The following is a 20,935-nucleotide window of genomic DNA, read 5'->3' as shown; positions in this document are numbered from 1 at the left end:
GTAGAGTCATGAAGGTAGCGCATAGCCAGCAGTTGGCAGCAGGAAAGGACTATCCCATGAGAATCGCTTTGGCGCAGGTTCTGAGCACCGCTGATCCGCAGCGCAATCTGGTAACAGTTCGCGATCATGCACGCCAGGCAAAAGAAGCCGGCGCCACGCTGGTGGTCTTTCCCGAGGCCATGCAGGTTTCCTTCGGCCACGATCTCGCCAAGTACGCGCAACCCCTGGATGGGCCTTGGGCTACGCTGATCCGCCAGCAGGCGCGGGATATAGGCATCACCATTGCCGTGGGCATGTTCACCCCTGGTGAAGGCGGCCGGGTACGCAACACCTTGCTGGTCGCCGGCAATGGCGTAGATACCCACTACGACAAGATCCATCTCTACGACGCCTTCGGCTATGCCGAGTCGGATTCGGTGACGCCCGGAGCCTCTCCGGTGCAGTTCGAGCACGAGGGGACGACTATCGGCTTGGCCACGTGCTACGACCTGCGGTTCCCGCGCTTGTTCACCCGCCATGCAAAGGCCGGCGCAACGGTCAACATCGTCAGCGCTTCATGGGGCCAGGGCGAGGGCAAGGCCGAGCAGTGGACCACCCTTGCGCAGGCCCGCGCCTTGGACTCGACGACGTTCGTGGTGGCAGTGGACCAGGCTGATCCTGAGAGCATTGGACGCAAGATCACCGGTACGGCACCTCTGGGCGTCGGGCACTCGATGGTGGTGGATCCGCTGGGACGCATTATTGCCCGGGCCGGCACGGAGCCCGAGCTGCTGGTGGTCGATCTGGATCTCGGCCTAATCGAGGCCGCCCGCAAGCAGCTGCCGGTGCTGGCCAACGCGGTCGACCTGTAGCCAAGGCGGCTGGCTCAGCGGTTCGGGCTTGCCAGCCAGTCCAGCAACTCCGGCCAGGCAGCTTCCCCGATGCCCCGGCGCATCAGCCCGTGATGCCCGATGGCTGGCACCCCGAGAGCATCCGGTGCGTAGGTCCGGCGTTCCACCGGTGCCGAGGACAGCTGCCCCGTCAGCTGGTCCATCTGCTGCGGCGAGGCCCACAGGTCGTCGCTGGCGCCGGCAGCCAGGATGGGGATCCTGGTTAGCGCAGCACGCTGCCGTGCCTGCATGCTCGGGTCGTCGAAGAAGTAGTTGCGCTTCCTGATCCAGCGGCTCCACTCCAGCAGGGCCCCTGATGGGATGTCCTCGCCCAATCCGAGTTTCCGCCCGGGCATATAGCCCATGGTCCGGCTCAGCAAGGGGCCCAGGATATTCAGAATTGCGGTGACGCGGGCCCGCTCCTGCCATGGAGAAATGGTCCGCGAAGCGGCCACATGGCTGGAGACAATGACAGCTGCCGAAAGCGCTCCGGTGCCGTAATCCAGGATCAGCCCGTGCCCTCCGATACTATGGCCCACGGCGTAGTGCGGAAGGTCCGCGAATTTCTCGGCCGCCCATTGCGCGACAGCAGGGATATCGAGCTGGATCCAGTCGCGCATCCGCATTCCATACTGCTCCTTGGGCGAGCCGGACAGGCCGGTTCCGCGGTAGTCGTAGGTAACGGCAATCATCCCGGATCGGGTCGCGAATTCAGCGAAGGCGCCGTAGAAGCGTTGCGGTGTTGCGGTAGCTGGATGAATCACCAGCACCCCTCGCGGTTCACCTGCTGGCCTGTAAACCGTCCCCTGGACGCTGTCCTTGGCGGTGACGAGTATGCGCACTGATTCACTGATGATGCCCTGGGTCTGCATACCGCCATCCTAGCCAGATGTTACTGATCAGTAAACGGGTTTTCGCGGCCGCGGATGCTACTCGGCAAGATCCAGCATCGGCGCTTTGCGCTTGAATCCGCCAGTCACGTAGGCGAGATATGCCAGGCCCAGCCCGATCCAGGCCAAGCCGATCACCAGCGAGAGCGCGCTGAGGCTTGTCCATAGCCAGATTGTCAGGGCCAGGCCAATCAGCGGCAGCACCAGGTAGTTGATGGTAGCCGCCATTCCGCGCTGGCGGTGGGCCAAGAAGAAGTACTTGATCACGGCGAGGTTCACTGCCGAGAAGGCGACAAGTGCGCCGAAGCTGATCATCGCGGAGACCATTTCCAGGCTCGCGAACAGGGCGGTCAGCGAAATGAGGGAAACGATGATGATTACGAACGTCGGGGTCTTGAAGCGGGGGTGCAAGTACCCGAAGACCCGTCGGGGAAGGACGCCGTCGCGTCCCATGCTGTAGAGGATTCGCGACACCGAGGCCTGCGAGACGAGTGCCGATCCCATTGCGCCGCAGATGAATCCGGCGGTGAAGAAGATGGAGAGGAATTGGCCGCCCGCCGTGAAGACCACCTGGATGGACGCCGAATCCGCATTCGCGAATTCATGGCTCGGGTAAACCAGATGCGAGAGGTAGGCCAGGGCCACGAACAGGAAGCCGCAGATCAAGGTCGTCAGCAAGATGGCGCGCGGCAAATCGCGCTTCGGATTGCGGGCTTCCTCGGCGAATGTCGTGATCGAGTCGAAGCCGAGGAAGGAGAGGCAGAGGATCGCAGCGCCCGCGGCCAGTGGAGCGAATCCGCCCGCCTCCCCGGAACCGCGCAACGGGGCAAAGAGGTCAACGGTGGCTTGCCCGCGGAGGTAGGCAATGGAGAAGCCGACGAACAGGATGATGAACAGGAACTGGAAGCCGATGATCACGATGTTCGTTCTGGCCACAGAAACAATGCCAATGATATTAAGGACTGTCACCAGCACCATCCCAGCCAGCATGAAGGCCCAGGGCGGGATCACCGGGAAGAACTCATTGAGGTAGATCCCCAAGAGCAGGTAGTTGATCATGGGCAGGAAGAGGTAATCCAGCAGGAGCGCCCAGCCGGCCATGAAACCGATGTTCGACCCGAATGAGCGCTGGGTGTAAACGTAGGCAGATCCGCCTACCGGGAAAGCCTGCGACATCAAGCCGTACGATCGTGCCGTGAAAAGCATCGCGACCAAGGTGATCGCGTAGGCCACCGGAAGCCGGCCGCCGGTAATTTCGGTGACAATGCCGTAGGTGCTGAAGATGGTCAGCGGCACCATGTACACCATGCCGAAAAGCACCAGGTTAGGCAGCCCGAGGACCCTGTTCATCTGCGCGGGCGCTTCCGCGGCGCTTCGCACGCCTTGCTGGACCTGCTTCATGGTGGCTCCTTCTGTGCAATTGCCCCATCGCCATTGCATGACGAGTCAGACGTTCCAGGGCATCCGTGCTCACTGCCCCAAATAATGAATATCGTTCACTTAATGTAGTGACATAGCTCACCGATAACAAGAGGCACTTGCCTGCAAGGCGATGTTTCCGGCAGGTGAACCGGGGCGAATATTGGCCGCGGGACCCGAATGAGCAAGGCGGATCAACTGCATGACTTGGAGCTTGTTGATCGCGGCAAGTGGTGGAAGCATCCCGCTTCGGAAGTGCCGGCGGGCTAAAATAAATTTATATTATTAATTTCTGGGAAACATCGGCCTGCAGATATCAACGGGGCGCTAGGACTGGGAGACTTCCCGCTCGACCGCGGAAATGATCGCTCGGAGCCCGAACTCAAAGGATTGGTAGCTGACGCTGGTGCGAGCCTGCCGCGCATAGGCCTCGCCCAGTTCCATCACCTCGCCGTGGCTGCTGCGGACAGTTCCCCGGTCGTCTGCAGGAACGGTCGCAACATGGGCCCCCGGGGCGACGATATCCAAGGCGGCCCCGACAATCAGCGACTCGATCGCCACCATGACCATGAGAATGCGCGGCACGGCCACGCCGGCCCGGCGCAGAATCCGCCCCATTTCCTCATAGATGACACCGGATTCCGATTCCTCGGAAATAGGCGTGGCGACAATCAGCTCCACTGCCGCGGGAACCCGGAGCAGCGCTTCGCGGAAGAGCACCGCGAAATGGAACAGCGCTTCGGTCCACGGCAAGTCAGCCAGCATGTTCCGCTCAATGGATCGCACCATGTCGCGGCGCATCAGGTTCACCAGGTGCTGGCGGTTGTCCACGTGGTTGTAGAGCGCAGGCGTGCGCACGCCCAGGGAGCGTGCCAGGCGCCCCATGGAGAACTCCTCTGGCCCGACTTCCTCGAGCAGCGCAAAGGCCGCATCGACAATGCCCTGCTGGGTCAGGATCGGCGTAGCCGGCCGGCCGGCGACTCTTTGCGACATGAGAACCATCCTGCATCGTGGGTTAATCCGCTTCCATCCAACCATGGACAGCTGGGCCAGCTCCGTTTAGACTCAAAAATAATTAATGCTATTAATTTGAGGAGTCGAACGATGACCGGTCCGCAGACGGTGCTCTATGCCAAGACCATCCACACGTTGGCCCAGGAACACCCTGCCAGCGCTTTGGGGATCACCGATGGCCGCATCTCGCATGTGGGCACCAGGGAGCAGGCCCAAGGCTGGATCGCAGACGGAACCACGGTCATCGACTACGGCGAAGCCGCGATTACCCCGGGGCTCGTCGATGCGCACATCCATCCGGTCTTCGGGCAGTCAGTGGCCCGTGGCGTCTTCCTCGGCGATGCCAGGACACTCGATGAGGCCAAACGGCTCATCGCAGCGCATGCGCAGGACTGCGCCCCCGGAGAAGTAGTGCTCGGCCATGGCCTGAACGTGGCGGTCTTCGGCTCGGCGGAGCCCAGCGGGCAGTTCCTCGACGAGGCCGCCCCGGGGCGGGCCAGCTATGCCACCTGCTTCGATGCGCATTCAGCCGTGGCCTCCTCGGCGATGCTCCAGCGCGCGGGCATCGACGGCAGCGAGAGCTTCGCCGACGGTTCCAGCGTCGTGGTGGACCCCGAAGGCCGGCCCACCGGCTTCCTCCGGGAATTCGCGGCCATGGCGCTAGCCGAAAAGGCCCTGCCGGTGCTGGGCATCGACGACAAGGTGGATGCCGTCTACCGGCTGCTGCGGGATATGGCGGCCAGCGGGCTGACCGGCGGGGAAATGCTGGATCTGGCCGACCCCGATTCATTGGAGATCTTCCGGCGCCTGGAACTGCGCGGCGAAATGCCGATCAAGCTGCGCATCGCCCCGTGGATCATGGCCAGCGATCCGGCAGAAACCCTCGACCAGCTCATCGCGCTGCAGGGAGAACGCGGGCGCCGCTGGCAGGTGCGCGGCGCCAAGCTGATGATCGACGGGACGGTGGACAACGGCACCGCATGGCTCTACGAGCCGGACAGCGAAGGCGAATCCACCGAATCCCTCTACCCGGATCCAGGCAGCTACGTGGCCAACCTGCGCGCCCTTGCACAGGCCGGGGTGACAACCACGACCCATGCCATCGGCGACCAGGGCATCGGCTTCGTCATATCCGCCATCGCATCGCTGCCCGGCAATGGACTGCGCCACCGGATCGAGCATCTCGAAGAACTCAACGACGAGGATTTCGCCCGGCTCAAGGCTTCCGGGGCCACCATCAGCATGCAGCCCACGCATTGCACGCATTTCGTCCGCGCCGACGGATCGGATGCCTGGTCCCGGCGGCTGGGCAAGCAGCGCGCCAGCTTCGCCTACCGCCTGCGTGATGTCAAGGATGCCGGCATGGTGCTGGCGCTGGGCTCCGACTGGCCCATCGCTCCCTTCGACCCGCGGCTGATCATGGCGGACGCGCAGACCCGCAGGCGCACCGAAGTGCCCGGCAGCGACAGCGTGCAGCCACGGCATCGCCTGTCGGCTCGCGAAGCCCTGGAAGGCTACACCGTGAACGTCTACGAAAGCACCGGGGCCACCGGCGGCCGCTTGGAAGCCGGGATGCCTGCGGACCTGACGATCTTCGCCGCAGATCCGCTGGCGGCGGTCCCCGAGGAGCTTTGCGCCCTGGAGGTGCTGGGCACCTATGTCGATGGCAAGCTGGTGGACTTGGGCGCCGGGCTTGGGGCAGCCGACGCTCAGCCGGCGAGCGCGCGCCGGTAGCTGGGCAAGCGCCTGCTGCCGCGCTGCTGGGATAGCTCTTCCACTGGGGCAATTGTCCACCTAGGGTAGAAGTAGCCATCTGACCTTGCCTGCCATCGGAGCCTTCAGTGCCACTAGCCTTGCCCGAATCCACGCTGCCCCATCCCTCCTCGGCTCCGGCGCTGAATTGGGGCATCCTGGGGCCGGGGTGGATCGCCTCGCAGTTTGCCGCGTCACTGAACGACTTGACCGCCAGCCGGCTCGCAGCAGTCGGCTCGCGCACCTTGGCCCGTTCCGAGCAGTTCGCGCGCACCTACGGAGACGCTGGAACCCGGGCCTGCGGCTCCTATGCCGAGGTGCTCGGGGACCCTGCGGTGGATGCGGTCTACATCGCCGTCCCGCACAGCGGCCACGCGGAACTGGCACTCCAGGCGATCGCCGCGGGCAAGCATGTCCTGGTGGAGAAGCCGATGAGCCTGGACGCCCGGCAAACTTCCCGGATCATCGAGGCGGCCAAGACTGCCGGGGTTTTCGCCATGGAAGCCATGTGGTCGCGATTCCTGCCCATCGGCAATGTGGTCTCGCAGGTCGTCAAGTCCGGAATCCTGGGGCAGATCATCACCGTCCAGGCTGATTTCGGCGCCAAGTTCGAGGTCGACTACGGCTCGCGCATCTACGACCCGGCACTCGGCGGCGGGGCCCTGCTGGATGTCGGCGTCTATCCCATCGCCTTCAGCGCCATGGTCTCCCCTGCCAAGCAGCTTCTGCACGCTTCGGGACGCATGGCCAAGACCGGGGTTGATGCCACCTTCACCGCGGTCCTTGCCAATGAAGACGGCTCCACGGCAACGGTCTTCAGCAGCATCGAAACCGATTCGCCGCAGGGCGCATGGATTGCCGGCACGCAGGGAACTTTGGAGCTCCAGCGCCCGATTTGCTGCGGTTCCGGATTGGTTCTGCGCAGTGCCGACGGCAAGATCGCCGACAGCCGCGAGTTCGCGGAAACCTCGCCTACGGCCGGCTTGGGCTGGGAAGCGGCCCACGTGGCCCAGTGCATTGCCGGGGGCCTGCCCGAATCCCCGGTCATGCCGCTGGCTGAATCGCTGGCGATTGCGCAGACCATGGATGAGATCGCGGCAAAGCTGCGCACCAGCTAGTTTCCTTGCCCGCCCCGCTTCAGCCTGGCCGCAGTCAGCTGCGCTGCGCCGAGGCCTTCCAGGCGCTGTGGACCATCTGCGCCAGGCTATGGCGCATCTGCCAATCCAGGTCGCGGGCGGCCAGCTTCCCGTCGGCGACAATGCGCGCCGGGTCGCCCGGGCGGCGCGCTTCTTCCACGGCGGTGAAGCCGATGCCGGTGGCCTTCGCGACGGCATCCATGATCTGGCGTACCGAAACGCCGTCGCCGGAACCCAGGTTGTAGACGGGTTCCAAAACCTCGCCGGCTTCCAGCTTCCTGGCCGCCTCGACGTGCGCCAGCGCCAGGTCCGCGACGTGCACGTAGTCGCGCACGCAGGTGCCGTCTTCGGTGTCGTAGTCGGTGCCGAAGATCTTCGGTGCCTTGCCGGCATTCAGCGCCTGGAACACCAGCGGGAACAGGTTGTGCGGGCTGGCATCGTAGAGTTCTTCGCTGCCCGAGCCAACCACGTTGAAGTAGCGCAGCGAGGTGTGCTTCAGCCCGGTAGCCACCGCCTGGTCGCGGATCAGCCATTCCCCCACGAGCTTGCTCTGGCCGTACGGGGATTCCGGGAAGGTGCCGGTGGCCTCGGTCACCACATCCTCGTCCGGGGTGCCGTAGACGGCAGCCGAGGAGGAGAAGACCATGTTGTGCACGCGGGAGGTTGCCATGGCTTCGAGCAGGTGCGCGGTGCCGGTGACATTCTGCTCGAAGGCCAGCAGCGGGTGCTTCACCGATTCACCGGCGTACTTGTAGCCGGCCAGGTGGATGACCCCGGTGACCTCGTGGCGCTTCATGATTTCCACGAGCTTCTCGGTCTGCAAGATGTTCAGCTGGTAGAACGGCACCTGTTCGGGAACAAAGCCGTGCACCCCGCTGGACATCGAGTCCACGACGACTGGATCAAGCCCTGCCGCCAGGAGCGAACGCACCACGTGCGATCCGATATATCCGGCTCCGCCGGTCACTAGCCAACTCATGCCCTGCCTGCTCCCTCATCTGCAATTACGGTGAAAATGGCCGGCTCGACATAGCCGGCCTGGTCGAAGGCTTCGCGTACGGCTTGGCTGACTGGCTCGATCTGCTCGCGCTTGATCAGCGCAATGGCGCTGCCGCCAAAGCCGCCACCGGTCATCCGGGCTCCGATCGCCCCGGCCTCCATGGCCGCTTCCACGGCGGCGTCCAATTCCTCGCTGGAAATCTCGTAGTCGTCGCGCATGGATTCGTGGGACTGGCACAGCAGCTTGCCTACCGCGCCCAGATCCCCTTCGCGCAGCGCGAAGACGGCATCCAGCACCCGGCGGTTCTCAGTCACGATGTGCTTGGCGCGGCGCTTGGCCACCGGATCCTCGATGGCCTCCAGCTCTTCGACGCTGTGCACCTCGCGCAGCGACGCCACTTCCAGTACCGCGGCGGCCTGCTCGCAGCTGGCGCGCCGGGCGGCATAGCCGCCATCCACGTGCGAGTGCTCGACGCGGGTATCGATGACCAGGACCACCGCCTCATGCTGCGCCAGCGGCAGCGGCACGGATTGGGATTCCATGGAACGGCAATCCAGGAACAGCGCGTGCTGGGCATGGGACATCAGCGAGGCGCTCTGGTCCATGATCCCGGTCGGAGCGCCCACGAACTCGTTCTCGGCGCGTTGGGTCAGCTGGGCCATCTGCACCTTGGACAGGCCCAGGCCAAAGAGATCGTCCAGCGCCACGATGGTCGCCACTTCCAGGGCATGCGAGGAGGACAGGCCGGAGCCCACCGGGACATCGGAGTCCACCATCAGCTCCAGCCCGCCAATCTGCACGCCATCGAGCTGGTTCAGCGCCCACAGCACGGCGGCCGGGTAGGCGGCCCAGCCGGGCACCGCGCGGGGCACCAGCTCATCGAGGGTAATCGAGGTGACCGGCGGTTCGGCGCCGGCCCCGTAGGTGGAGGCGAAGTCCAGCACCTGGCTGCCGGGCTCCAGCTGCGACTTGCGGCGCACGGCCACCAGCGCGTTCTTGTCGATGGCGAAGGGCAGCACGTAGCCCATGTTGTAGTCGGTGTGCTCGCCGATCAGGTTCACCCGCCCCGGGGCCCGCCAGATGCCTTCCGGGTGGTGGCCGTAGGCCTTGGTGAACTTCTCGCGCAGGGCGTTGACGCGCGCTGCGGTTTCCTTCGTTCCGCTGATGCTCATGCCATGACCTCGCGCAGCCGTGCCGCAGCCTGCTCGGCCGGGACGTCGTTGATGAAGGCACCCATGGCCGCTTCCGAGCCGGCCAGGAACTTCAGCTTGTCGGCGGCCCGGCGCGGGCTGGTCAGCTGCAGGTGCAGCCGCGACGCCTTGCGGGCCCCGGGCTCCAGCGGAGCCTGGTGCCAGGCGGCGATGTACGGGGTGGGCGTATCGTACAGCGCGTCGAAGCCGCGCAGCAGATCCCGGTACATCACGGCCAGCTCGGCTTTCTCCTGGGCATTGAGCGCGGCGAAATCCGGCACGTGGCGGTGCGGCACCAGGTGCGCTTCCCACGGCCAGCGGGCCGCGTAGGGCACGAACACGGAGAAGTGCTGGCCCTGGGCGACCATGCGCGTGCCTTCCTGGCGCTCGAAGTCCAGGATGTCGCCCATCAGGGTGCGCCCGGTCTTCTCCAGGTGCGCAATGCCCTGGCCGGCCATCTTGGCGGCGGTTGGGGTCAGGTACGGGTAGGCGTAGATCTGCCCATGCGGGTGGTGCAGGGTGACACCGATATCCTGTCCGCGGTTCTCGAACACGAAGACCTGCGCAATGCCCTCCATCGCGGACAGGGCTGCGGTGCGCTGCGCCCAGGCCTCGATGACGGTGCGCGCCCGGGTATCATCCAGCGACGCGAAGGAACCGGTGTGCTCGGGGGTGAACACCACGACTTCGCAGCGCCCATAGGCCGGGGCGGGCAGCTGCACCGGTGCGGCCGCTGGAATCCGGCCCAGCGCCGGGCCCAGGGACGGGAAGCGGTTCTCGAAAACCACCACATTGAAATCCTCGGCAGGGATTTCGCTCTGGCGCCCGTGCACGCTGGGGCACAGCGGGCATTCTTCCTTGGGCGGGAGGTACGTGCGCGACTGGCGGTGGGCCGCTACGGCCACCCAGTCTCCGGTCAGCCGGTCGTAGCGCAGCTGGCCAGGCTCCCCGCGCGGATCCAGCGGCCGGGTGTCGGCCACCGGTTCGGGCACGGCGGCATTGGCGTCGGCGAAGAAGATCGCTTCGCGGCCATCGGCCAGGTGATGGACCCGGTGGGTCGGTTCATGTGCTGCGGAGCCCTGCGGCATTGCAATCTCTCCAGTTGACTCGTGGTGGTTCCAAGGGTGGGTGGCGCGCCAGCGCCTGCGGTTCTACCGCGGCTGGACCGGGCCGATCAGCCAGCTGGCTTCGTGGCTGGCGCCTGGCGCCAAGGCGATGACGTCCTGGCCGGAGTTGTAGCCGCCCGGCGGGCAGGTCATCGGCTCGATGGCCAGGCCGGTGCGGTCAAGGGCTGGATCATCGCGGTCGGCGGTGTGGATCTGGACCCAGGGGCAGGCTTCGTCCCAGGTGATGTGCGACCCGACGCCGTTGGCGTCGGTGATCGCCGCACGGCAGGAACCGGCGCTGGCCGCCAGGGAAGTGTAGGCATGATCGATGAAGACCTCCCCGATGAGCTTCGGGCTGCGGAAATCCAGCTCGGTGCCGGCGACCCCAACCACTTCGCGCGGCAGCAGGCGCGGGCCTTCGGTCAGATGCACCTTGCCAGCTGGCAGGGTGAAGGTCCATTCATCCGCCTTCTTGCCCGGGGCGACCAGGTAGGCGTGCGATCCCCAGCCGAAAGGCGCGGTGCCCGTCCCGAGGTTGGTGGCGGCGGCGAAGGTGCGCAGCCCGCCGGCTTCCAGCCGGTATTCGATCACCAGCTGCACCTCGTACGGGTAGCCGGCGCTCGGGGCGATCACGGTGCGCAGCTGGGCGAAGTCGGCGCGGTGCGCGGTGATCTCGAAGCCGGTATCCACCACCAGGCCGTGCAGCGCGTGGCCGCGCTCCGGCTCGGTGAGCGGCAGCTGCAGCTCCTGGCCTTCCCAGCGGTAGGACCCGTCGATCACGCGGTTGGGCCATGGGGCCAGGATGGCGCCGGCGAAGACCGGGCGCGGGCCGTGGGGGTCGAAGGCGCGCACCAGCGGGCGGCCGCCGTATTCAAGGGAAACCAGGGTGGCGCCAATCGTGGCCACTTGCGCGGTGAAGCCATGGGCTTGCAGCGCCAGCACCGTTCCGTTGGCGGTGTCCTTCAGGGGCAATGCGAGGCGAGCCATCTGTCCATCCTTCTTGCTGGGCCGAAAAAATCCGTCGGGCACGCACAGGCCCTCCCGCAATCGCGTGCGGGAGGGCCCATGGCACTAGTCAAATGCTAGTTGCCGGCGCCCGCGCGGCGCTTGTTGTAGATATCGAAGGCGACTGCGAGAAGCAGCACAACGCCCTTGACGATCTGCTGGGTGGAAGCGCCCACGCCCATCAGCTGCATGCCGTTGGAAAGCACCGCCATCACCAGGCCGCCGACGATCGCGCCGGTCACCCGGCCCACGCCGCCGGTGGTCGACGCGCCGCCGATGAAGCAGGCCGCGATGGCGTCCAGCTCGAACATGTTGCCGGCACCCGGCTGGGCGCCGTTGGAACGCGAGGAGAAGACCACGCCGGCCACGCCCGAAAGCAGGCCCATGTTGATGAAGATCCACATGTTGATGCGCTTCACGTTCACGCCTGAGAGCTTCGCGGCGGACAGGTTGCCGCCGATGGCGTAGACGTGGCGGCCGAACACGGTCTTGGTGGTCAACACGTGGTAGCCCAGGATCAGGGCGGCCAGGATGATCAGCACGATCGGCATGCCGCGGCTGGTGGCGATCTGCCAGAAGAACCAGAGGATGATGATGCCCGTGATGATGTTCTTGGCCAGGAACATGGCCATCGACTCGACACTCTGGGCGTACTTGGCCCGGCCTGCGCGGTTGCGCCACTGCGAGTAGAACAGCCCCACCACGGCGATCACGCCGATGATCACGGTGAACAGGTCGAAGCCGTTGCCGCCCAGCAGGCCGTTGAGGAAGCCGCCGGCAATCTGGCCGTATTCGCCGGGGAACGGCGAGAGTGAAACGTTGCTGAGCACTTCGTAGGTCAGCCCGCGGAAGAGCAGCATGCCGGCCAGCGTCACGATGAACGCGGGAATTCCCACGTACGCAACCCAGAAGCCCTGCCACAAGCCGCACAGCGCGCCCACCGCAATGCCGGCGAGCATGCCGGCCCACCATGGCATATCGCCCTTGATCACCAGCACCGCGGAGACCGCGCCGGTCAGGGCGACCAGCGAACCGACCGACAGGTCGATGTGCCCGGCCACGATCACGATGATCATGCCCAGCGCCAGGATCAGCACATAGGAGTACTGCAGGATGATGTTGGTGATGTTGATCGGGCTGAGCAGCAGCCCATTGGTCAGGATGGTGAACAGCACCACGATGAGCACGAAGGCAATGTAGATGCCCGAGGTGCGCAAGTTCTTGGTGAAGATATCCTTCAGCTCGTTTGTGATGGTCATCGGGTGCTTTCCTTCTCGATGGTCATGAGTTCCATGAGGCGTTCCTGGGTGGCTTCGCTGCGCGGCAGCTGGCCGGTCATCCGGCCGTAGGCCAGGGTGTAGATCCGGTCGCATATGCCCAGCAGCTCTGGTAGTTCGGAGGAGATCACCAGCACGGCCTTGCCGGCCGCGGCCAGCTCGTTGATGATGGTGTAGATCTCGTATTTGGCGCCGACGTCGATGCCGCGGGTGGGCTCGTCGAGGATCAGCAGTTCGGGTGCGGTGTGCAGCCACTTGCCCAGCACGACCTTCTGCTGGTTGCCGCCCGAGAGGTTGCCGACCTTCGCCATGACGTTCGGGGTCTTGATCCGCATGGACTTGCGGTAGTGCTCGGCAATCTGGATTTCCCTGTTGCCATCCACGAAGCCCTTCGAGGAGATCTTGCCCAGCCCTGCCGCGGTGGTGTTCACCCGGATATCCTCGATGAGGTTCAGCCCGAACTTCTTGCGGTCCTCCGAGACGTAGGCGATGCCGGCGTTGATGGCCTTGCCCACCGTGGAGGTGTCCACGGGCTTGCCGTCCATCAGCACGGTGCCGGTGATGTTCCGGCCGTAGCTGTGCCCGAAGATGCTCATCGCCAGCTCGGTGCGGCCGGCTCCCATGAGCCCGGCGATGCCGACGATTTCGCCGGCGCGCACCTGGAGGTCGGCTTTTTCCACCACGGTGCGGTCCTGCTGGACCGGGTGCTGGACCGACCAGTCGCGCACCTCGAAGACCACGTCGCCGATCTGCGGCTCACGCGCGGGGTAGCGGGCGGAGAGCTCGCGGCCGACCATGCCGCGGATGATGCGGTTCTGGTTGGAGGCGGGATCGGACATGTCCAGGGCTTCGATGGACTGGCCGTCGCGGATGATGGTGGTGGTGTTGGCGATGTCCTCGATCTCGCCGAGCTTGTGCGAAATGATGATCGAGGTGATGCCCTGCTCGCGCAGTCCGCGCAGCAGGTTCAGCAGGTGCTCGGAGTCGTCGTCGTTCAAGGCGGCGGTCGGTTCGTCCAGGATCAGCAGCTTGACGTTCTTGCTCAGCGCCTTGGCGATTTCCACCAGCTGCTGCTTGCCAACACCCAGCTGGCCTACCGGGGTGATCGGCAGTTCATCCAGGCCAACGCGCGCCAGCAGGTCGGCGGCGCGGTGGTTGGTCTCGTTCCAGTCGATGAAGCCGCCGCGGGCGGTCTCATTGCCGAGGAAGATGTTCTCGGCCACCGACAGGTACGGCACCAGGGCCAGCTCCTGGTGGATGATCACGATGCCCTGGGCTTCGGAATCCTTGATGTTCGAGGCCTTGAGCTCTTCGCCCTCGAAAATGATCTGGCCCTCGTAGCTGCCGTGCGGGTAAACCCCGGACAGCACCTTCATGAGGGTGGATTTTCCGGCGCCGTTCTCTCCGCAGATAGCGTGGATCTCGCCCTTGCTAACCGAAAGGTTGACGCCGTCCAGCGCCTTGACTCCGGGAAAAGTCTTGGTGATCTCCTGCATGCGCAGGATCGTGGTGTCCATAGTGCAGACGTCCTTGGTGTGTGCTGTGAGCGGTGCATCTGGTTGGCGGGAGCGCTTCGCGCCCTCCCGCCAACCCGATTGCGGCCTGGGAGACTACTTGGTCTGGCCGGCCTTGACTTCCTCGGCGGTGTAGTACTCGGAATCAACCAGCAGGGAGGCGATGTTGTCCTTGACCACGATGTCCGAGTTCAGCAGGAACGAAGGAACGACCTTCTTGCCGTTGTCGTAGCTTTCGGTGTCATTTGCTTCCGGCTCGCCGCCGCCAGCGTAGGCCTTCACGGCTTCAACGGCCTGGGTGGCCAGCTTGCGGGTGTCCTTGAAGATGGTTGCGTACTGCACCCCGTCGTCAATCAGCTTCACCGAAGCGATTTCCGCGTCCTGGCCGGAGATGATTGGCAGGCCGCCCTCGATGGATTTGCCGTACCCGGCGTTGGACAGCGCGGTGATGATGCCGCGGGAAATGCCGTCGAATGGCGAGAGGATGCCGTCGATCTGGGTCTTGCCGCCCTGGTAGTGGGCGGTGATCAGGTCTTCCATGCGCGACTGGGCTTCTTCCTGGCTCCAGCGCAGGGTGGCGGCCTGTTCGATCTTGGTCTGGCCGGACTTGACGGTCAGGGTCTTGTCATCCAGGTACGGCTTGAGGGTATCCATGGCGCCCTTCCAGAAGAAGTGCGCGTTGTTGTCGTCGATCGAACCGGCGAAGAGCTCGATGTTGAACTTGCCCTTCTTGTCGGTGCGCTTGCCTTCCGCATCGGCCAGGCCCATGCCGGTCAGCAGCGAGGTCGCCTGCTGGACGCCGACGTTGTAGTTGTCGAAGGTGACGTAGAAGTCGACGTTCTCGGTGCCGTTGATCAAGCGGTCATAGGAGATGATCGGGATGTTCTGGTCCGCTGCGGCCTGCAGCTGGGTGGACAGCGCGGTGCCGTCGATGGAGGCGACGACCAGGATGTCACTGCCCTTGGTGATCATCTGGTCGATCTGCTGCTGCTGGGTCGGGATGTCGTCATTCGCGAACTGCAGGTCGACTTCGAAGCCAGCTGCTTCCAGCTGGGACTTGACGGCTTCGCCGTCGGCAATCCAGCGCTCGGAAGTCTCGGTTGGCATTGCCACGCCCACCTGGATGTCTTCAGGGGCGGTCGACTCGCCGCCGCCGGCTCCGGCTCCGCCGCCAGCGCCACCGCCGCTGCAAGCTGCCAATGCTCCGACCAGCGCCAGCGATCCCACGGTCGCCGCGGCCTTGCGGGTCCAATTATTCCATGCCATCTTTTCCTCCTTGAAAGGTTGCCATATCTGCGAGTGAGACTGGGCTCACACCATGTTAGCGCTAACACAGTGATTTCGGCCACCCTCGATGTAAATAAATTAAGATTCCTTACTCATTGGTAATGCACGCCCGGTCAAGGGGCGCGCATTACCTGGGCAAGCGTCCTTCAAACCGCTAGAAACCCTGCGCCAAACGGTAGTAGCTCTGGTTTACGCGAATCTGCTGCGCGAAGTTCCGGCGGGTGGTTTCCCCGTCGATAACCAGCAGCTCGGTGCCCGCGATCTCGGCGAAGATCTCGAAAGCCTCGATCCCCGCGGCGGTGGACATCACCGTGTGGTGCGCCCCGCCGGCCGCGAGCCAGGACTCGGCAGAAATATTGAAGTCCGGCCGCGGGCTCCACACCGCGCGCGCCACCGGCAGGTTCGGCAGGTCAGCCGGCGGGGTGATCACATCCACCACGTTGGCGGTCAGGCGGAAGCGCTCGCGCATATCGGCCATGGACACGACCACCGCGCCGTCGCAAGCGTCCGCGTTGAACACCATGCGCACCGGATCCTCGCGGCCGCCAATGCCCAGCGGGTGGATTTCGACCCGTGGCTTGGCGGTGGTCAGCGACGGGCAGACCTCGAGCATGTGGGCGCCGAGGATCAGCTCCTTGCCGGGAGTCAGGTCGTAGGTGTAGTCCTCCATCAGCGAGGCGCCGCCGGGCAGGCCCTCGCCCATCACCTTGGCGGCGCGCACCAGCACTGCGGTCTTCCAGTCGCCTTCGGCGCCGAAGCCGTAGCCCTTGCCCATCAGGCGCTGCACGGCCAGGCCCGGCAGCTGCTTGAGCCCGCCTAGGTCCTCGAAGTTGGTCGTGAACGCCATGGCGCCGGCGTTGGCCAGGAACGCTTCCAGCGCGATTTCCTGGGACGCGGCATAGCGCAGCGAATCGTGGCGGGCACCTCCGGCGCGCAGTTCGGCAACGACGTCGTATTCGCGCTCGTACTCGGCGACCAGCGCATCGATGTCGGCCTCGGCCACGGCCTGGAGGGCTTCGACCAGGTCGTTGACCGCCCAGGTGTTCACCGATACGCCGAAGCGGATCTCCGCCTCGGTCTTGTCCCCCTCGGTCACCGCGACGTTGCGCATGTTGTCGCCGAAGCGGACCAGGTTCAGGTTCTGCACGGCGTTGAAGCCGGCAGCCCCGCGGATCCAGGTGCCCACGCGGCGGGACACGGCCGGGTTGGAGACGTGGCCGACCACGGTGGTGCGAGCCGCGCCCAGTCGGGTGGCCAGGTAGGCGTACTCGCGGTCGCCGTGCGCGGCCTGGTTCAGGTTCATGAAGTCGAAGTCGATCGAATCCCAGGGCAGTTCGACATTGGCCTGGGTGTGCAGGTGCAAGAGCGGCTTTTGCAGGGCCTTGAGGCCATTGATCCACATCTTGGCCGGGCTGAAGGTGTGCATCCAGGTGATGACACCCAGCACCTTGTCATCCGAGTTCGCCTCCAGCATTGCGCGGCGGATCGATTCGGAGTCCTTCAGGACCGGCTTCCAGACGATCCTTGCCGGAACGTCGGCGGACGCATCCAGCGCCTGCGCGACCTCGGTGGACTGCTGCGCAACCTGGCGCAGGGTGTCCTCGCCGTACAGGTCCTGGCTGCCGGTGAAGAACCAGATTTCTTGGGTGTTGTATGCCTTGGCCATGATGTCCTTACTGTCCGTAGACGTTCTGGTAGCGCTCGTAGAGCGAGTCGATATGCTTCTGGTCGATCGCGACCGGGTTGCCCAGCTGGCGCGAGATGTGCACGGTGCGGGCCACTTCCTCGCACATCACCGCGGCCTTGACCGCGGCCCTGGCGTCCTTTCCGATGGTGAAAGGACCGTGGTTGCGCATCAGCACGGCAGGGCTGCGGGACTCGCTCAGCGTGGAAACAATGCCGCGGCCAATCGAGTCATCGCCAATGATGGCGAATGGGCCTACCGGGATCGGGCCGCCGAATTCGTCGGCCATCATGGTCAGCACGCAGGGAATTTCCTCGCCGCGCGCCGCCCACGCGGTGGCGTAGGTGGAGTGGGTATGCACCACGCCGCCCACCTGCGGCATGTGCTCATAGGTGTAGGCGTGGGCCGCGGTGTCCGAGGACGGGGCGCGGGTGCCGTCCAGCAGCTTGCCGTCCAAGGTGCAAACCACCATGGACTGCGCGGTCAGCTCGTCGTAGGCGACGCCCGATGGCTTGATCACGAACAGGTCCGCGGAGCCGTCGGCGATTTCCGGGTGGCGCACGCGCTGCGAGACGTTGCCGGCGGTCCAGACCACCAGCTCGTAGCGCGGCAATTCGGCGTGCAGGCCGGCGACTATCTGGCGGACCGTGGCCACCTCGTCTTGCATCGACTGCGGGTAATCCGCCAGCGACTTGAGCTCACTCATGATTTCTTGGCTTTCTACTCGAAAATTACAGGGCGGCAATGGCCGCGTGCTGAATGGCCAAACCGGATTCGTAGTTCTGCAACCAGGCGTTGTAGCCGATGACATCCTCGGGCAATGGGGAAACTTCCCTGGCCGCGGCATCGGCGAAGACCTGCTCGCCCAGGAAGGTATCCAAGGTGGCCTGCGGATTGGATTCCATGAACTGGCGGAAGCTTGCCAGCACCGCGATGCCCCATGGGCCGCCGTGCCCGGCGGTTTCCGAGACGCTCACCGGGGTGTCCAGTGCGGCCGCCAGGAAGCGCTGGGCTACACCGGCGGTGCGGAAGATGCCGCCATGGGCGTACATCTTCTCCGCCTTGACTCCTTCAGCGGCCAGCACCTTCATGCCCAGGCTCAGTGTGGCGAACATGCCGTAGACCTGCGCACGCATCAGGTTGGCCAGGTTCAGCGAGGAATCGGGGGTGCGGATGATCAGCGGGCGGCCCTGATCCAGGCCGGTGACCGGCTCGCCGGACAAGTTGTTGTAGGCCAGCAGGCCCGCCCCGTCGGGCTGGCCGTTCAGCGCCGAGCCGAGCAGCGCCTCGAAGACCTGGTCGCTGGAAGCATCCATGCCGAGGGCAATCGCGAAATCACGGAAAACTCCTGCCCAAACACCGATTTCGCTAGCACCGTTATTGCAGTGCACCATCGCGACGCTGTCGCCGGCCGGGGTGGTGACCACGTCGATTTCGTGGTGCAGGCTGGCCAGCGGCTGGTCCAGGACCAGCATGGCGAAGATCGAGGTGCCGGCCGAGACGTTGCCGGTGCGCACGGCCACCGAGTTGGTGGCCACCATGCCGGTTCCCGCATCGCCTTCGGGCGGGCAGAAGGGTGCGCCGGCTTGCAGCTGGCCGGTGGGATCAAGCAGGCGGGCACCTGCCTCGCTCAGGGTTCCCGCCGCCGCGCCGGCTGGCAGGACTGCTGGCAGCAGCTCAGCCAGGGGCTGCTTGGCCCGGTACTGGGCGGAGATTTCGCCAAAGGTTTCAAGCATCGCGGCATCGTAGTTGCCGGTGGCGGTGTCGATGGGGAACATGCCCGAGGCATCGCCGATGCCCAGCACTTTTTCGCCGGTGAGCTGCGTGTGGACGTATCCGGCCAGGGTGGTCAGGTGCGCAACCTGCGCCGCATGCTCCTCGCCATCGATCATGGCCTGGAAATAGTGGGCGACGGACCAGCGCAGCGGGATGTTGAAGCCGAAGGCGCCGGTGAGCTGCTCGGCAGCAACTTGGGTGTTGGTGTTGCGCCAGGTGCGGAAGGGAACCAGCAGGTCGCCGTTCTCGCCAAAAGCCATGTAGCCGTGCATCATGGCCGAGACGCCCATCGAGGCGAAGCCGGTTGGGGCGACGCCGTAGCGCTGGCGGGAGTCGGCAAGCAAAGCGGCGAAGCACTCCTGCAGGCCGGCATGTATCGCATCCAGCGAGTAGGTCCACAGTTGGCCGGCGAACTGGTTCTCCCACTGGTGGCTGCCGCTGGCCAGCTGCTGGAAGTCCGGGCCGATCAGGCTTGCCTTGATGTTGGTGGAGCCCAGTTCGATGCCAAGGACGGTGCTTCCTTCGGCGATCAACTGAGCTGCAGGTGCAACCTGGGGCGCATTTGCCATGAACTCTCCGTCCTCAGCCCAGCTTCGTGGGCAATGTCTTAGCGTTGCCAGCAGCCCTCCGAGATGCCTCGGAGAATTGCCGGCGGGAACTTCGACACAATGTTAGCGCTAACAAAATGCGATGCGCAACACTCGGGTGGTTGACCCAGGACACAATGGGGGTTTCGGCTACTGCTCCACAGCGGCGGTGCTGGCACGGGGAACCAGCGACGGCGCAATCACCTTCGGGGTGTTATCGCCCGGCTGCCCGGCAAGGAGCTCGGCCAATGCGGTCCGGCCGATTTCGCGGAAGGGCTGGCGCACCGTGCTCAGCGTGGGAATCAGGTAATCGGCCACCTGCAGGTCATCGAAGCCGATGACCGACACGTCTTCCGGAACCTTGATTCCGGCTTCCCAGAACGCGCGCATCACGCCGATGGCCAGGTAATCATTGGCAGCGAACACCGCGGTCACCTCCCCTGCTCGCACATGCTCAACGAGGCGCTGGCCGGCGTCGTAGCCGCTGGGGACCAGCCATGATTCGGCAGGGATCTCCAATGGCGAGGAGTCGACTCCAGCCATGGTTTCCAACCAGCCGATCTTGCGTTCGGTGGCATCAAACCAGCCGGTGGGGCCCGAGACATGGGCAATCTTGCGGTGGCCCAGTTCCAGCAGGTGTCCGGTGGCCAGCCGAGCGCCTTCGCGCTGGTCCACATATACGTAATGCGCCGGATCCGCCGCGGGGACGTCGGTGCGCGCCGCGACGACGACCACGGGAATTTTCAGGGCTGCAGCGTCGAGGGCATCGGTGGTGCCTTCGAATGGCGCCACGACAACTACGCCATCCACGCCCTGGTCGATCAGGTGGCTCAGCGCCTGGAATGAGGACTGGACATCGTAGTCTTCCATGGCCGTCACCGTGACGAAATACCCCTCGGCGCGGGCCGCGGCTTCCACGGCCAGGACCGTGGATTGCGGGCCGAAGAACTCGCTGCCGATGGTCAGGATGCCGACCGTGCTGGAGTGCGATGTGGCCAGGGTGCGGGCCGCTCGATTGCGCCGGTATCCCAGCTCTTCAATGGCCTCATGGACGCGCTTGCGGGTTCCTTCGCGGACGTTGGGGTGATCGTTCAAGACCCGGGAGACGGTTTGATGCGAGACCCCGGCCACTGCGGCCACGTCGGCCATCGATGGCGGACGACTTAGGGCATGCCCTGATGCAGGCTGAACGGTATTCACATTCGCCATTATTGCAAACACCTGCGCACTAGAGTCGTTCCGGTGCAATTCACAGTTCATCTTTCAGCCGGAGTAGCTGGTTCCCGGGCAAGGTTCCGGTATGGGGTGACTGAGCGCTCTGGTAGCCGGCGACCCGCTTCCGCAAATCACTAGTTCTGCCATGATTCGCAAAATAGCTGATGGAATAAGTCCTCAGCCGATAGAGCCCCTGCACACCGCACTGGGCAAA

General features: G+C 64.8%; 17 protein-coding genes. 3 read left to right on the top strand and 14 right to left on the bottom strand.

The genetic code is table 11. The features are described from left to right. Positions 1–56: 56 nt before the first annotated feature. Positions 57–851 carry a carbon-nitrogen hydrolase family protein gene (locus ACRDT3_RS11815; RefSeq protein ID WP_431493161.1) on the top strand — a complete coding sequence of 265 codons (795 nt, stop codon included), beginning with the start codon at positions 57–59 and terminating at the stop codon, positions 849–851. A 14-nt stretch (positions 852–865) separates the two neighbouring features. Here ACRDT3_RS11815 and ACRDT3_RS11810 read toward each other — a convergent pair whose 3' ends face one another. From ACRDT3_RS11810 to ACRDT3_RS11800, 3 genes are all read right to left on the bottom strand, one after another. Continuing rightward, entirely contained in the window at positions 866–1,741 is an 876-nt protein-coding gene (locus tag ACRDT3_RS11810) for an alpha/beta hydrolase family protein (protein WP_431493160.1), read from the bottom strand. A gap of 57 nt (positions 1,742–1,798) precedes the next feature. After that, on the bottom strand, positions 1,799–3,160 hold the full coding sequence (locus ACRDT3_RS11805) for an APC family permease (protein WP_431493159.1): 1,362 nt from the start codon (positions 3,158–3,160) through the stop codon (positions 1,799–1,801). A 345-nt stretch (positions 3,161–3,505) separates the two neighbouring features. After that, positions 3,506–4,171: a TetR family transcriptional regulator gene (locus ACRDT3_RS11800; RefSeq protein WP_431493158.1), complete on the bottom strand. Its 666-nt coding sequence runs from the start codon at positions 4,169–4,171 to the stop codon at positions 3,506–3,508. A 111-nt stretch (positions 4,172–4,282) separates the two neighbouring features. On the opposite strand from ACRDT3_RS11800, the gene ACRDT3_RS11795 reads away from it, so the two are divergent. Both ACRDT3_RS11795 and ACRDT3_RS11790 read left to right on the top strand, forming a co-directional pair. Next, positions 4,283–5,926: an amidohydrolase gene (locus ACRDT3_RS11795; protein ID WP_431493157.1), complete on the top strand. Its 1,644-nt coding sequence runs from the start codon at positions 4,283–4,285 to the stop codon at positions 5,924–5,926. A 107-nt stretch (positions 5,927–6,033) separates the two neighbouring features. Beyond that, on the top strand, positions 6,034–7,062 hold the full coding sequence (locus ACRDT3_RS11790; RefSeq protein ID WP_431493156.1) for a Gfo/Idh/MocA family protein: 1,029 nt from the start codon (positions 6,034–6,036) through the stop codon (positions 7,060–7,062). Between the two features lie 34 nt (positions 7,063–7,096). Here ACRDT3_RS11790 and galE read toward each other — a convergent pair whose 3' ends face one another. From galE to ACRDT3_RS11735, 11 genes are all read right to left on the bottom strand, one after another. After that, the gene (gene galE / locus ACRDT3_RS11785) at positions 7,097–8,059 is read right to left on the bottom strand and encodes a UDP-glucose 4-epimerase GalE (RefSeq protein WP_431493155.1); all 963 of its coding nucleotides are present in this window, start codon (positions 8,057–8,059) and stop codon (positions 7,097–7,099) included. Next, positions 8,056–9,252 (bottom strand): galactokinase, encoded by a 1,197-nt coding sequence (gene galK / locus ACRDT3_RS11780; RefSeq protein WP_431493154.1) that lies wholly within the window; start codon positions 9,250–9,252, stop codon positions 8,056–8,058. The genes galE and galK overlap by 4 nt, the downstream gene beginning before the upstream one ends. Then, a complete protein-coding gene (gene galT, locus ACRDT3_RS11775; RefSeq protein ID WP_431493153.1) occupies positions 9,249–10,358 on the bottom strand; it encodes a galactose-1-phosphate uridylyltransferase in 1,110 nt (369 codons plus the stop codon). Before galT ends, galK begins: the two co-directional genes overlap by 4 nt. A gap of 63 nt (positions 10,359–10,421) precedes the next feature. Beyond that, positions 10,422–11,363 (bottom strand): aldose 1-epimerase family protein, encoded by a 942-nt coding sequence (locus tag ACRDT3_RS11770; RefSeq protein ID WP_431493152.1) that lies wholly within the window; start codon positions 11,361–11,363, stop codon positions 10,422–10,424. Positions 11,364–11,458: 95 nt separating this feature from the next. Continuing rightward, positions 11,459–12,640, bottom strand: coding sequence for a multiple monosaccharide ABC transporter permease (mmsB, locus tag ACRDT3_RS11765; protein ID WP_431493151.1), 1,182 nt, complete (start codon positions 12,638–12,640; stop codon positions 11,459–11,461). Further along, complete coding sequence (mmsA, locus tag ACRDT3_RS11760) at positions 12,637–14,175, bottom strand: multiple monosaccharide ABC transporter ATP-binding protein (RefSeq protein ID WP_431493150.1); 1,539 nt, start codon at positions 14,173–14,175, stop codon at positions 12,637–12,639. The genes mmsB and mmsA overlap by 4 nt, the downstream gene beginning before the upstream one ends. A gap of 93 nt (positions 14,176–14,268) precedes the next feature. Then, positions 14,269–15,438 carry a multiple monosaccharide ABC transporter substrate-binding protein gene (chvE, locus tag ACRDT3_RS11755; protein ID WP_431493149.1) on the bottom strand — a complete coding sequence of 390 codons (1,170 nt, stop codon included), beginning with the start codon at positions 15,436–15,438 and terminating at the stop codon, positions 14,269–14,271. A 175-nt stretch (positions 15,439–15,613) separates the two neighbouring features. After that, entirely contained in the window at positions 15,614–17,125 is a 1,512-nt protein-coding gene (gene araA / locus ACRDT3_RS11750) for an L-arabinose isomerase (protein ID WP_431493148.1), read from the bottom strand. 7 nt (positions 17,126–17,132) lie between these two features. Continuing rightward, positions 17,133–17,849: an L-ribulose-5-phosphate 4-epimerase gene (locus tag ACRDT3_RS11745; RefSeq protein ID WP_431493147.1), complete on the bottom strand. Its 717-nt coding sequence runs from the start codon at positions 17,847–17,849 to the stop codon at positions 17,133–17,135. A 25-nt stretch (positions 17,850–17,874) separates the two neighbouring features. Continuing rightward, positions 17,875–19,488, bottom strand: coding sequence for a xylulokinase (locus ACRDT3_RS11740; protein WP_431493146.1), 1,614 nt, complete (start codon positions 19,486–19,488; stop codon positions 17,875–17,877). A 168-nt stretch (positions 19,489–19,656) separates the two neighbouring features. Next, a complete protein-coding gene (locus ACRDT3_RS11735) occupies positions 19,657–20,715 on the bottom strand; it encodes a LacI family DNA-binding transcriptional regulator (protein WP_431493145.1) in 1,059 nt (352 codons plus the stop codon). Positions 20,716–20,935 lie beyond the last annotated feature (220 nt).

Origin of the sequence: Glutamicibacter sp. (assembly GCF_050701915.1) — a bacterium.
GTDB lineage: Bacteria > Actinomycetota > Actinomycetes > Actinomycetales > Micrococcaceae > Glutamicibacter.
Note: the sequence above shows the minus strand (reverse complement) of the source record. Positions and strands in the feature narration are given on the sequence as shown.

Bases quoted from the DNA above. Each gene is read 5' to 3' on its own strand.
- ACRDT3_RS11815 (WP_431493161.1), top strand. From the start codon at position 57: ATGAGAATCGCTTTGGCGCAGGTTCTGAGCACCGCTGATCCGCAGCGC.
- ACRDT3_RS11810 (WP_431493160.1), bottom strand. From the start codon at position 1,741: ATGCAGACCCAGGGCATCATCAGTGAATCAGTGCGCATACTCGTCACC.
- ACRDT3_RS11805 (WP_431493159.1), bottom strand. From the start codon at position 3,160: ATGAAGCAGGTCCAGCAAGGCGTGCGAAGCGCCGCGGAAGCGCCCGCG.
- ACRDT3_RS11800 (WP_431493158.1), bottom strand. From the start codon at position 4,171: ATGTCGCAAAGAGTCGCCGGCCGGCCGGCTACGCCGATCCTGACCCAG.
- ACRDT3_RS11795 (WP_431493157.1), top strand. From the start codon at position 4,283: ATGACCGGTCCGCAGACGGTGCTCTATGCCAAGACCATCCACACGTTG.
- galE (WP_431493155.1), bottom strand. From the start codon at position 8,059: ATGAGTTGGCTAGTGACCGGCGGAGCCGGATATATCGGATCGCACGTG.
- galK (WP_431493154.1), bottom strand. From the start codon at position 9,252: ATGAGCATCAGCGGAACGAAGGAAACCGCAGCGCGCGTCAACGCCCTG.
- galT (WP_431493153.1), bottom strand. From the start codon at position 10,358: ATGCCGCAGGGCTCCGCAGCACATGAACCGACCCACCGGGTCCATCAC.
- ACRDT3_RS11770 (WP_431493152.1), bottom strand. From the start codon at position 11,363: ATGGCTCGCCTCGCATTGCCCCTGAAGGACACCGCCAACGGAACGGTG.
- mmsB (WP_431493151.1), bottom strand. From the start codon at position 12,640: ATGACCATCACAAACGAGCTGAAGGATATCTTCACCAAGAACTTGCGC.
- mmsA (WP_431493150.1), bottom strand. From the start codon at position 14,175: ATGGACACCACGATCCTGCGCATGCAGGAGATCACCAAGACTTTTCCC.
- chvE (WP_431493149.1), bottom strand. From the start codon at position 15,438: ATGGCATGGAATAATTGGACCCGCAAGGCCGCGGCGACCGTGGGATCG.
- araA (WP_431493148.1), bottom strand. From the start codon at position 17,125: ATGGCCAAGGCATACAACACCCAAGAAATCTGGTTCTTCACCGGCAGC.
- ACRDT3_RS11745 (WP_431493147.1), bottom strand. From the start codon at position 17,849: ATGAGTGAGCTCAAGTCGCTGGCGGATTACCCGCAGTCGATGCAAGAC.
- ACRDT3_RS11740 (WP_431493146.1), bottom strand. From the start codon at position 19,488: ATGGCAAATGCGCCCCAGGTTGCACCTGCAGCTCAGTTGATCGCCGAA.
- ACRDT3_RS11735 (WP_431493145.1), bottom strand. From the start codon at position 20,715: ATGGCGAATGTGAATACCGTTCAGCCTGCATCAGGGCATGCCCTAAGT.